Source organism: Flavobacteriales bacterium, from assembly GCA_025210295.1.
Lineage (GTDB): Bacteria > Bacteroidota > Bacteroidia > Flavobacteriales_D > Parvicellaceae > S010-51.
This window is the reverse complement of sequence record JAOASC010000048.1, coordinates 182,091-193,693: the sequence shown is the minus strand read 5'-3', so window position 1 is coordinate 193,693 and position 11,603 is coordinate 182,091. Positions and strand designations below refer to the sequence as shown.

General features: G+C 31.9%; 13 protein-coding genes. 3 read left to right on the top strand and 10 right to left on the bottom strand.

The genetic code is table 11. The features are described 5' to 3' along the window. Positions 1-87 precede the first annotated feature (87 nt). The 7 genes from N4A35_17105 to N4A35_17075 form a co-directional block, all read right to left on the bottom strand. Positions 88-285 carry a hypothetical protein gene (locus tag N4A35_17105; protein MCT4583133.1) on the bottom strand — a complete coding sequence of 66 codons (198 nt, stop codon included), beginning with the start codon at positions 283-285 and terminating at the stop codon, positions 88-90. Positions 286-287: 2 nt separating this feature from the next. After that, a complete protein-coding gene (locus tag N4A35_17100; protein ID MCT4583132.1) occupies positions 288-548 on the bottom strand; it encodes a hypothetical protein in 261 nt (86 codons plus the stop codon). A gap of 73 nt (positions 549-621) precedes the next feature. Beyond that, positions 622-876, bottom strand: a complete 255-nt coding sequence (locus tag N4A35_17095; GenBank protein MCT4583131.1) for a hypothetical protein — start codon at positions 874-876, stop codon at positions 622-624. Continuing rightward, a complete protein-coding gene (locus tag N4A35_17090) occupies positions 873-1,385 on the bottom strand; it encodes a hypothetical protein (GenBank protein MCT4583130.1) in 513 nt (170 codons plus the stop codon). Before N4A35_17090 ends, N4A35_17095 begins: the two co-directional genes overlap by 4 nt. Position 1,386: 1 nt before the next feature. Further along, the gene (locus tag N4A35_17085) at positions 1,387-1,587 is read right to left on the bottom strand and encodes a hypothetical protein (protein ID MCT4583129.1); all 201 of its coding nucleotides are present in this window, start codon (positions 1,585-1,587) and stop codon (positions 1,387-1,389) included. A 153-nt stretch (positions 1,588-1,740) separates the two neighbouring features. Further along, positions 1,741-1,947 carry a hypothetical protein gene (locus N4A35_17080; protein MCT4583128.1) on the bottom strand — a complete coding sequence of 69 codons (207 nt, stop codon included), beginning with the start codon at positions 1,945-1,947 and terminating at the stop codon, positions 1,741-1,743. Between the two features lie 36 nt (positions 1,948-1,983). Beyond that, a complete protein-coding gene (locus N4A35_17075; GenBank protein MCT4583127.1) occupies positions 1,984-2,310 on the bottom strand; it encodes a hypothetical protein in 327 nt (108 codons plus the stop codon). A gap of 342 nt (positions 2,311-2,652) precedes the next feature. Between N4A35_17075 and N4A35_17070 the strand changes: the two genes are divergently transcribed. Together N4A35_17070 and N4A35_17065 are read left to right on the top strand one after the other, a co-directional pair. Then, positions 2,653-3,111 (top strand): hypothetical protein, encoded by a 459-nt coding sequence (locus tag N4A35_17070; protein ID MCT4583126.1) that lies wholly within the window; start codon positions 2,653-2,655, stop codon positions 3,109-3,111. A gap of 458 nt (positions 3,112-3,569) precedes the next feature. Next, positions 3,570-3,839: a hypothetical protein gene (locus N4A35_17065; GenBank protein MCT4583125.1), complete on the top strand. Its 270-nt coding sequence runs from the start codon at positions 3,570-3,572 to the stop codon at positions 3,837-3,839. Between the two features lie 58 nt (positions 3,840-3,897). Here the strand turns inward: N4A35_17065 and N4A35_17060 are convergent, their stop codons facing one another. Both N4A35_17060 and N4A35_17055 read right to left on the bottom strand, forming a co-directional pair. Then, positions 3,898-5,769 carry a hypothetical protein gene (locus tag N4A35_17060; protein MCT4583124.1) on the bottom strand — a complete coding sequence of 624 codons (1,872 nt, stop codon included), beginning with the start codon at positions 5,767-5,769 and terminating at the stop codon, positions 3,898-3,900. Continuing rightward, positions 5,762-6,115, bottom strand: coding sequence for a helix-turn-helix domain-containing protein (locus N4A35_17055; GenBank protein ID MCT4583123.1), 354 nt, complete (start codon positions 6,113-6,115; stop codon positions 5,762-5,764). The genes N4A35_17060 and N4A35_17055 overlap by 8 nt, the downstream gene beginning before the upstream one ends. 109 nt (positions 6,116-6,224) lie before the next feature. Here N4A35_17055 and N4A35_17050 point away from each other — a divergent pair, with 109 nt between their 5' ends. Further along, positions 6,225-10,235, top strand: a complete 4,011-nt coding sequence (locus N4A35_17050; GenBank protein ID MCT4583122.1) for a T9SS type A sorting domain-containing protein — start codon at positions 6,225-6,227, stop codon at positions 10,233-10,235. Between the two features lie 555 nt (positions 10,236-10,790). On the opposite strand, the gene N4A35_17045 is transcribed toward N4A35_17050, so the two are convergent. Continuing rightward, positions 10,791-11,522, bottom strand: a complete 732-nt coding sequence (locus N4A35_17045) for a hypothetical protein (GenBank protein ID MCT4583121.1) — start codon at positions 11,520-11,522, stop codon at positions 10,791-10,793. Between the last annotated feature and the right edge of the window lie 81 nt (positions 11,523-11,603).

The following is an 11,603-nucleotide window of genomic DNA, read 5'->3' as shown; positions in this document are numbered from 1 at the left end:
ATATTCAATAATTATCCTCTGATGTATCTTTTTTTATTTTGTCTAAAATCAAAATTCATACCAAATATAGCTATAATTAGTTGGTAATCAATACCTTGCGTTTTGTCTTTCGGAATACAGAGCTAAAACTAATAAAGCAAACTTTTCTGCATTTTTTATCAACTTTAGATAATCTTGTTCAGATATGTTTTTAAACTTTTTGATTTTACGTAATTTATCAATTGGTAATCTCTTCATTACACGCTCTGTTGCTTTTCGAATGCTATCTTTGTTGGGCTTTTTCATCATTATATTTTTTTCAGGTTAAACACACTTTCAGCCATCTGTTGCCCATACTTCATGCTCACTTCAATCAACTTTTTATTTGCAACAAGAGAGTTCCCCAAATCCATATTTAGACTCGGTTGAATAACAGTAGCATCAAACGCCTTAATTATTTTATTTGATTCAGTTCTTAGGGTATTACCCCCTCCCCAACTATTCGCCTGTTTTACAACATCGTTTAATTGCAGGAAATGGTTAACATCATTATTAAATACTTCACTCATTGCAATCTCATAAAGTGACCGAATAGTAATCCCTAGAATAGATTGGTTTTTGTAGTATTTATGCTTTAATTGCTCACTTTTCGTATTGAATGTGATGGTAACAAAAAGCCCAAATCTGCTGACAGGTTTTTAGAGCTGTATCCGCTTGCAAATGATGCGCAATTTTTCGAGTATCTGCTAAAGTCTCTCGCACTACCTTTTGCATTAACTCAATGGTGTCATCTAGCGATGCGGATTGCTTGACTGTTTTATATTCTCCTTTGGCTCGCGGGAAAAAACGGTCATACTCAGCTCCACTTTTTATCTTTCTTTTACCTGTAGCTATCATAGGGCTATTGTTGTTTGATGATCGTATGGAAAGCTCCCAATTGCTGTAAACAAGGTAGCATTCGTTTCAATCATAAAGTTTACTTTCTGAGTTGGATCTTTTAAGCGAGCAATTAATCCTGAACCTAGTCCTATCATTTTCAAGTGTGGAATTAAGATTCGAGTGGTGATTGCTCCTGTTTCGTTGAACGGAGGAATTCTGATTCTTCCTTTGCGATCTTTTGTCTCTTCGGGTATGTCCACAAGCGCCATAGATGAACTCGCCAATATATTTTCTTTGCCTTGACCTTGATGTATAATTTTAATCAATGGTGGTGTTAGGTTGATACTGGTTCGAGCGGGGTTCTTGATGTTATACTTCAGTATAACCACGACTCCTTCTATGGTCACTTTATCCACTTTGCCTGTAATGTCGATTACTGCTTTCTTGCTTATACGGTTCATCCCTTTTAGGTATCTTAGCCCCAAGAATGCTCCTGTACCGATTAATATGTATTTAAACACACTCATTTTACTTTTTTGTTTTTCGAACTGATTTAATATGGTTTTTTAGGCGCTCGGCAATAACGTTAACTTTGCCACTCAACCTTTCCATATTTTCTTTTAGCCCCTGTACTTTTTTTGCGACTCCTTTAAACTCGGTGTGAAAGTCTTTGATGAAGTACAAACAAATAGCGACTAAAAAACTATTGATAATTAGTAATGCTTCCATGATTTGAATTGTTTAGTGATCTTGCGGTCTTTCCGCTTGCTTGATGTAAAGTTGAGGGATAAAAAACAAACTTTTTGTCTACTTTTCCCCGTCTTGCACTCATTTGCACCATTTTGCACTTTTTTACACCTGTTTTGATTAGATCATTGAGTGCTATCTGTAATCATTTAGTTTGAAAATGACTAAATCATAGTCTATCCCCCAATAGTTGATGTATTGTTTTATAGTGAGTTTACCATGCTTAATTCCAAGGCTATCTCTTATTCGTCTATGTTCAGTCTTAGCTGTTCTTAGACTACAATCATTTAGTATTTGAATTTCTTTTGCTGTTATGTATATGCTTCCTTTTAGCTTTTCCATGATGATCTATTTTTAATGATTAATAATTAGTGGAGATTAATTGAGGTAGATGTTATGGATATAGGTATGTCCAAATCCTATCTCTACATGTCGATTTTCTAATTGTTTGTGAACTAAGTAGAGCTCCACAGCTATCTCGTGGTTAATATGTTCAGCTATTTTCCCTATTATTATAGGAAAGAGTGATTCGACAAGTTCTGTTGTTGAGTTTACTTCCTGAGCTATTTGCTCAAATGAATATTCTTTGGTAATGCGCTGATGTATAATTTTGATTTCTACTTTAGTTAGTGTTGACCATAAATCGGGGTCACTTTTCATCCATCTTGCAATGAGTTCATTGAAATTTTGTTTTTTGATATACATATCGGTTTAATTTTTAAATGTTTTAAAAGAGAGGTCTTTCCTTACTTTTTCATTCAAGTTCTGATATTGATTCATACTATAAAACGAGGGGTGTGCCACTTTTGCGAACACCTACATCTTTTTGCGAAGGGTGCATAAATTTTGCGAAGGATGAGAATTTAAGGGGAAAGTTAATTTCCGCTCATGATTAAAAATGAATCGTTAATTAAGAAAGGTTGCAAGTTTGTCAGTGTTTTCAGGTTGTTTGTGTATCTTTTTAGAAGTGATTTGAGTACTAATAATTTAGTGGAGTAGTCACTTCCTCCTTACACCATTCTTTTTTTAACTTTTTAACGAACAAAAATGATATATACTGACTTAATGTGTCCTAAATTCTTGTGTGAGAAATATTCACAAGTCTTATTACTGGGATGGACTCCTGCTAAAATTGCTATGTTTTTACAAGCTCAACTATTGGTTGGCGTGGTTAAATCTCGAAATCGTCCTTGCATGATTAGAGAAAAGAGCTTTGTTAGGTTGTTAAATTATTCTCGTAATTTGAGTGATATTAATAATGTCTTACTTGACCCCAAGAGTCGAGAAACAATTAACTTGATGACTCCAATGGAGTTATATGAAGCATACCCAAGAGTGCAACTTAACTCATGGACTGCTGCTAGTATTGGAATGTACTTGAATTGTAAATTATTACTGGGAGTTTATAAAGGCTCTGGAAGGTCTTCTATTATTGCTGAATCTAGCTTTATCAAATTAATTGAATATTCAAATAGTGTATTAGAATGGAAAAAAGTATACGTTTAAAAATAGAACTCCCCTTATTTTTCCACAGGTAGACACAGGTAGTTGTCAGGTCGTGCTCAGGTCTATGTCAGGTGATTGATAGGTTAATAAATGAAGGGTGTATTAAAGAATTTAGTGTGTTTGATAGAAAACAAGATCCTATAATGATACTTAACTATAATATTTTAGTGTTATATTTGTTGAAACCTCGAAAGAAAAAATGATATAAGAAAAAGTACTATTAAAATATAATATATAATACTAACGTATTGCGTTAGCTATTATTCTTAAAGTCGAAAACTACCAAATTCAATGTCATAAGAATAATAAGTCTAATGCTCGCGATTTGCGTGGGCATGCTTATTTGTGACAAGGTATTGGTAGTACCTCGACTTCAGGTAAGCTATCAGTCCCACGCAATATTTTTTTTAAAAATAATAACTGTTTCATAGGGACTAGAAACATTTAACTATTCCACTATGTTTTTCAAAAAATCTTCCAAACAAAAATCTTTAATAATTGATATTGAAACATCAAATATTATTGAAACAAGAAAACAAATTATTAGAACTGTGAATCATATAGCTAAACTTAATCAGGAAAAACCCTCATACGAATCTTACAATACTTTAAGTTGTTGTTACCATATTTTAATTGGACTTGGTATAGAAGCACAAGGAAAGGAACTTTCAAATGCTTATGAAGAACTACATAAAGCTTCAAGTTGCCTGAAATTTATAACAAAGTAAGGCCCTCCTTACATGATGAAAAATGTATTAATTCTGTAGAATAGTTACCTTAACAAGTTTAAAACCTTAATAATTTTCCCTCAAAACTTTCGGTTTTTCCGTTTTTGTCTACAACTTCCATCTGATAAATATAAATTCCACGTGCTAAGTTTCTTTCTTGTATAATTGTGTTTTGTCCGTTGATTAATGATTTTTCTTTATACAGGACTACTTGCCCTAAAGTATTTAATAAACGGAATCTTAATTTATCATATCCGTTACTTATCAAAAGTAACTTATTGTCAACTTTCCAGATATTTGATAGTATCAAAGTATTATCGTTTTCTAATGAAAAATTCTTTACTAATGTGTCAGAACAAAGTCCATTTGTTTTACTGGCTATCAAAAATATTTCATATTCACCTTCTTCTTCAAATAGGTAAGACAAGTTTGTTTCTGTAGTAACTAACAGGCCATTTATATACCACTGATAATTAGTCGCATTTTCGCTTTGGTTTTCAAAATTTATTGTTGTAGGTGAATTGGTAGAATAGATTGGAAAAACGAAGTCTGCTTGAGTATCAATACTATCTTGTATATTAATAACATTAGTTGAAATACAACCATTAGTATCTATTACACCTACATCATAACTTCCTGAAGAAAGGTTTGCAAATACTGGTGCTGTTTGCCAAGTTCCATTGTCTATATTATAGCGATAGGGAGGTGCAATGCCTTGAACACTATCTATAACAATGACACCATTATTATTAGGGCATACTGCATCTTGCGTACTATTATAGTGGTTGGGATTCTCTTTTACTTTGATATTGATTATTTCTGTTTTACTGCATCCGGATGTATCAGACACTAAAATACTATAAATTCTACTTTGTTCAGGAGCAATATTAAGTATAGAATCAGTACTAACAATATTTCCTTTATAACGCCATGAATACAAATAAGTACTATCTCCTCCTACTATTAATTCCAATGGTTCTCCAAAGCAAATTGTTGTGTCGGATATGTTAGAGTAGCTATGTAAGGTATCACATTTGGTTGAATAAGTTAAAAAAGTTGCCCATATAGGGTTAGTTGTAGATTCTGGCGTGGGTGACACATAGTCTTGATAAATATATTTTAATGAAAAATTTGATTCAATATTATATGATTTTAAATCAAATAAAACATCTGAACCATTCATTATACTATCAGGTGTGTCATCTTTTAAACCATATAATGTATCATTTTGATAATAGAAGTTACCAAATACACCAGCGCTTGATAAACAGTCTTCTTCTTGTCCTCCTATTCTTCCAATAAATATGCTGTCATTTAGATAGACATCTGTGCTGTCATCAAATGTTGTCATATGACCTGTTAATAATGAAACTGATAGGGGTTTAGCTAAAAATGGAGACTCAATATTATGGCTATTATTCATTATTCCAACTACATTCTTGTCAAGAACATCAATAGATGCACTTATCAGAGGAAATGATATGTTTTCATAAAAAATAATCACATAGAAATCTAGGTAGTACTGGAAAGAGTTGTTTATATTTACTGGAGAATTTATAACGAGGCTATCATTGTTTATATTTATTATGTTTGTGATATCTGATACATAAACAGACGAGTAATTATTGCCAATATTGGTGTTTGATAGATATTCTTGCGTAACCCTTCTGTTGCTATCTAAAATTACTTCATAACCATCTATGTAAATGGAATGCTGAACTGTGTCGGTTAACCAATTCGCACATAATAAAAAAGCTTTCTTTATTGAGGAGTTATCAGGTATTTCATAAAATATAGTTCCTGTGCCATAAGCCGTAAAACCACCTCCAGAAACACCTCCCTTATATATATCCTTATAAAAAGTGGTTTGACTATAAGTTGAGATATAAAGGAGATAATAAACAAAAGATATGACAAGTGTTTTACTCATTATTTAATTTGTTAATTCCTTTTTTCAAATCATTAATTTCTTTTTTTAATTCATTAAAGTAGTCTTTTATGGATTCATCATTTATAATCTGTAAGTTCTGAACTATTGCGTTAGCTTGTTTATTATAATATTGATTAAATACATTTTTTGATTCAAAATCTAAAATAGAATCTATTTGTGTTTCTAATACATTGGCTATTTGTTGTAAGCGAGATAAGGTAATATCAGTTTCATCTCTCTCGATTTTACCGTATCCACTAACACTTATCCCTAGTTCTTTAGCCATATATGCTTGTGTGTAATCTCTTAGTTCCCTTAGTTGTTTTATTGTTCTACCTATACTCATAGTGTTTTATTTATACTAATATTACCAAAGATAACTAAACAAAATCAAAATTAGTTTAACATTATTCATTATTTTTACGCTTTAATCAAAACTTTAAACCAATAAATCTATGAAAAAACAACTTTTATTGATAGTTATGTTAATTTCATTAATAACTATAACAGCACAGTCCCCATTGTGGACATTGCCAGGCTCGAAGCTCGAATTAAGTTTATTAAACCCACTTGTTTCTTCTTCTCTCCCCACTCCAACCGTAGGTCCTTATGGAGGAAATATCAGTTGGCCAGATGCCTATGATGGGCGACCTGCTGAATACACACATAACATTATGCATGATGCAAATGGAGAATTGTTGTTTTTTATGTTGGACGGTTATATCTATGACAAAAATGGTTGGTTAATTAGTCAAGAATTTGCGGTTTCAAATGTAGTTGGAGCAGCAGAATTATTCATTGTACCAATGCCTAAAAATTGTAACAAGTTTTACATTTTTACTACACAAGCTTACCCAATAAATAGTGAGACCTATTATGGCGTTTTAGATATGTCGGCTCCCTCGTGGGAAACAGGACCATTAGGGTATTTGGAGACTGAACCTACTGATATGGTAACACTATTGCCAGCAGGGGTGACAGATTATTACAAAAGTCTTAATAAAGCGCATCCAGCAGCATGCATTCATAGATGTGTTGTAGCACCTACCCGAAACCCCAATGATGATCGTTACATCTTTGTAAAAGGAGATACCAGAGTATTTAGGTACAAACTCACATCAACAGGTTTAGTTTATGATAACTACGATTGGAGTGGTAATACAGGTATATTTCCTCCACCTCCAGCACCGCATAAAACAGCTTTCTATTTAGGAAACTCTTTCGATGCTACTGAAATGGAACTTGTTCTACTTCCTAATGGAAATTATAGAATGGCTTTTGAAATATTACTTTTTGCAGATGTAAATGCAAACACTTCTGGAAATAGTGACTATGGTAATCCATCAGTCTGTATTATAGACATTGATCCAGTAACCATGGAGTTTATTGACTTATCAGCAAGATATTATGTAGGTCCAGCAATGGCAGTCACTCAAAAACAACAATATTTTTCAGGTTTAGAGTTTAATAAGTCTGGAGAGCTATTATATATGACACATAGCAATGATAATTTACAAAATGCTTATATATCAGTATTAGATTTAACAAATAGTCAATTGTTAACCCCAACTTTTGGTCAAACATCATTAGCAGATTTAAGCATTTATGAAAGGTCACAAATAGAATTAGGAATAGATGGAAATATGTATTTAACAAGCCCATCTAATTTAGCACAAATAGCTAATCCAGGCATACCTAATTCAGCAACAATTAGTGCTGTTCAAAGTTATAGTCCAATCAATGTATTAGACCCCAACAATACCTCTAATGCACAAAGGTTATATTATTTACCCTCCCAGTTAGATACAGAAGATGCCTTTGCTCGTTTTACTTCAAGCTGTTGTAAAGAAGTAGATGGATACACTTCTGTTTACACTGCTAATACAGGAGTTCAAACATGGAGTTTGAATTCAAATCCTTTTAACAATGCCAATGGGGTTGTACGAGTAGAAAGCAAAATAACGATTCCTAGTGGGGCAAATGTTACCATGGAGAACATGACCTTTCTTTTTGATGATGGAGCAACACTTATCATAGAAAAAGGAGCAAGAGTTACTTTAGATAATACCACTCTAACATCAGACGCTTGTAATGGTATTATGTGGAATGGAGTTGAATTGCATGGAGATAGAAATGCAGGGCATTACTATGCCGATCAAGGTTATCTTGAAATGAAAAGTGGAAGTATGATTGAAAATGCGATCATAGGAATAACAACTAAAAAGCAAAATCAGAATGCTTGGGATTGGAATTCAACAGGAGGTATCATTAGAGCAAAAGACTCTTATTTTATTAACAACAAAAGAGATGTTGAGTTTTTATCTTACCATTTCAATCCATCTATAAGCAACCCAAACTATGAAGCTAGTAACCGATCAAGATTTACCAATTGTCTCTTTAGAACAACAGATGATTATATTGGTAATAGCTTATTCCCACGTATAACATTGTGGGATGTCAATGGAGTTAACTTCAAAGGATGTAAATTTGAAGACAATAGAACAACTGTTTCCGGAACCAGAGGAGAGGGGATCATTTCTATTAATGCTTCTTATCAAGTGTCAAATTCTGATTTTGAGGATTTAGAATATGGAGTAAAAGCCTATGAGGGAGATGATTTTATTGGTCTATTCAATGGAAAACATATCGAAATCAATAAATCAACATTTAACTCGTTAAGAGGTATTTACTTTAATGGATTAGATAAATCAGATGTTTCAGGTAATATATTCAATACAGACGACCAAGGTATTTCATGGTCGCCGGTTCTCTACGGAATGTATTTAGATAATTGTAAAGATTATACGATTCAGGAAAATACATTTAACAATATTAGTACTAAACTACATGGTTCTTTTACATGGGGAGTTATAGCCTCTAACCGAAGTGGAGAGCCAACTGAAATATTTAAAAATACATTTAATAATCATCCAATAGGAATAGAAGCAATCGATCAGAACAGAACAACAAATGGGAGTGGATCAATTGAGGGGTTAGAAATTAAATGTAATGAGTTTGCCAATACTGTATCAGATATTTATGTAGCTAATAGTATAACAGAACAAGCTCCAGTTAAAGGAATTCGTAAGCATCAAGGAAACCCTACAATATTTGATGGATTAGGGTTGTCTGATAACTTATTTGCGTCTTCATATACACATTCAAACTATGGAAATGAAAATGAATACATTACTTATTATCACCATGACCAGTCGCAAAACAGTCGTTTATTTCCACAAAATCATTATACAAGTGTAACACCTATTAGTTCAGCATCTGGGAGCTATACTAACACCTGTGCAACATCTCAACTACCAGTTATTGTAATAGGTTCAATTGCAAATTTAACATTCCTAAAATCAGGAGCAATGCTAAATCTAAATACAGCAATAAACACCTATAATAGCTTGATTGATGGAGGTTCAACAGCGCAATTAGAAGCAGAAGTTGCCTCTACAACTGATCAAGATGCTTACGCCAATTATATGGACTTAATGGATAAAGCAGGTTACTTATCTGATGAAGTATTAATGGAGGTAGCGAAAAAAGAAGATGGATTCACCTTAGCTATGATTAGAAATATTTTAGTTGCTAATCCCCAATCTGCAAAAATTAAAGAGTTAGACGAAATTCTGGACAATAGAATTAACCAACTTCCTCAATACATGAGAAACCAAATTAAGTTAGGGAAAACAACATTATCAACGGAAGAATTTTTAGCATTAGAAGTTTCAAAGTATAGAAAGGAATTGGATCAAATCATACAAGCAGGAATAGAATACATTGCTTATGATACCATTTCTTATGACTCAACAGAAGCGTTAATCGATTTAGTTTCAAATACAGGTTTAGTTAAATATGAACTACAAAAACTAAAAATTGCAATGGCAAAGGGCAATCAATCATTAGTTAGTTCAACTTTGAGCACTTTAAACTCATTTGATTTAACAGATCAAGAGAATAAATACATTGATGATTTAACTCTATTCAACAACTTAAAACAAAATTGGGAAATAGAGGGGTATCAGGTTCATGATCTACCTCAATCAGAAATTGATAAGTTAAAAGAGCTGGTTTTGGATAATAGATTAGGGCATTCAAGCGCACAAGCAATATTGGCTCTTAATAATGAATCAAGTTATATAGAACCTGCTTATATGCCAGACTTAACAAAGAGTATGTATGTTAACCATTCTCTGGACTTGGAAGAAAAAGATGAATTCATGTTGTTATATCCCAACCCAACAACTGACTTTGTTTCGGTTAGATATAAGTATTTAGAACCATATCAAAACTTAACATTATCAGTAACAGACATTCTTGGTAAACAAGTTTATTCAGAGGTATTAACAGAAGATGAAAACGAAATAGTTCTTTCATTAAAAGACTATACAAACGGTAGTTATATTATTACAATAACTGCTGATGAAAAAGTGGTTTATACTGATAAAGTAGTTAAGAAATAAAATTCATATTAACATATCCCCGCAAGATTACTCGAATTCTCAAGTAGTTTTGTGGGGTAAAATGAATTGATACTATTTAACAAATTATTAAGAAATGTAATTTTCTATTTATTAGGACAGGTTTTGAAGCAAGGCTTTGTAAATTAATCATTCCCAATTAAGGGAATCCCTTGTATAACTAGCGTATTAAGGGTAGTAGGATAAAAATCAACTAATAGTAATAGTTAGGAATTAGTATTTATCAATATCCTAGCTGTTTTTTGTATCCTATTATATTGTTTTTATTATTTAGTTACAATTTGTATACTTCTTTTTTTGTTATAATCTAATCTTTAAATTCTAGCTTGTTTTTAATGTTTGGTACTGCTGTTTATTATTAATTTTGATATTCTAAGCTTTATCCGGAGTGAACCATACGCCTCGCTAACCCTCTTATTGGTTAAGTTGAATTCTCTTCATTTTTGGGGCTGTCGTTCCTACAAATTTTATTCATTCGTGGTTTTCTTTGTTTTTTTGATTTTATTTATTGAAGCCTATCGGCTATGTATCTTGATATTAAACAATTGTTTGTGTCTTTAAATCAAATTTTAATTTGCTTTTGTCACGTTTATATGTATTGGCTGTTAACTGGCTAATAGATCCGTCTGTATTGAACTTTTTTAATGGAACTAAGTAAATTTTATCAGGGTTAGAAGGTGGGCCTCCAACTCCTAAAATTACAGAAACTTTTTGTTTTTCTTGCATTGCAAACTTCCTGTAGTTTTCCAGTTGTTTTGCCCCTATATTTAAATGATCTTCATAAAATCCAGATCGGTACTTACATTCTAAAGATAGTACAAATGGTATTTTATCTTTCATGTTGTCATAAGATATTTGTAAGTCCGGATAAGTGTTAGAATTTGGATATTTACCATTAATATATTTGTCTCCTCTCCATTCCTTAAATGTAAAATCATTATCAAAGTCTATCAAACTAACGACGTACTCTTCAAATATTCTTCCTTTATCTTTTGTGGATAGCTTTTTATTATTTTGCTCATCAGGAATATTTGTATTTAACTCAATTTCTTTTGCTATATATTTTGTTTCTATCTCCTTTACTATTTTTACTTTATCAAATTTCCCTTCATTGTTTTCTCCAATATATCGATCTATTTTAACAAATACATATTCTGTAAAGTCATTTCTAAAAAACATGTAAACTTTAGGGAGTTTATCTCTCAATATCATTAAAACAACAAATGAGCAAAAAATGAATAGAATTAGAAAAAATAAAAATGTATTCATAGATGATTTTCTTGGAGTTATTAAACGTAAAATTAATTTTATTTTTTTACAATTATTACCAAATAAACAACTGTTTTGTTT

Bases quoted from the DNA above. Each gene is read 5' to 3' on its own strand.
- N4A35_17105 (MCT4583133.1), bottom strand. From the start codon at position 285: ATGAAAAAGCCCAACAAAGATAGCATTCGAAAAGCAACAGAGCGTGTA.
- N4A35_17100 (MCT4583132.1), bottom strand. From the start codon at position 548: ATGAGTGAAGTATTTAATAATGATGTTAACCATTTCCTGCAATTAAAC.
- N4A35_17095 (MCT4583131.1), bottom strand. From the start codon at position 876: ATGATAGCTACAGGTAAAAGAAAGATAAAAAGTGGAGCTGAGTATGAC.
- N4A35_17090 (MCT4583130.1), bottom strand. From the start codon at position 1,385: ATGAGTGTGTTTAAATACATATTAATCGGTACAGGAGCATTCTTGGGG.
- N4A35_17085 (MCT4583129.1), bottom strand. From the start codon at position 1,587: ATGGAAGCATTACTAATTATCAATAGTTTTTTAGTCGCTATTTGTTTG.
- N4A35_17080 (MCT4583128.1), bottom strand. From the start codon at position 1,947: ATGGAAAAGCTAAAAGGAAGCATATACATAACAGCAAAAGAAATTCAA.
- N4A35_17075 (MCT4583127.1), bottom strand. From the start codon at position 2,310: ATGTATATCAAAAAACAAAATTTCAATGAACTCATTGCAAGATGGATG.
- N4A35_17070 (MCT4583126.1), top strand. From the start codon at position 2,653: ATGATATATACTGACTTAATGTGTCCTAAATTCTTGTGTGAGAAATAT.
- N4A35_17065 (MCT4583125.1), top strand. From the start codon at position 3,570: ATGTTTTTCAAAAAATCTTCCAAACAAAAATCTTTAATAATTGATATT.
- N4A35_17060 (MCT4583124.1), bottom strand. From the start codon at position 5,769: ATGAGTAAAACACTTGTCATATCTTTTGTTTATTATCTCCTTTATATC.
- N4A35_17055 (MCT4583123.1), bottom strand. From the start codon at position 6,115: ATGAGTATAGGTAGAACAATAAAACAACTAAGGGAACTAAGAGATTAC.
- N4A35_17050 (MCT4583122.1), top strand. From the start codon at position 6,225: ATGAAAAAACAACTTTTATTGATAGTTATGTTAATTTCATTAATAACT.
- N4A35_17045 (MCT4583121.1), bottom strand. From the start codon at position 11,522: ATGAATACATTTTTATTTTTTCTAATTCTATTCATTTTTTGCTCATTT.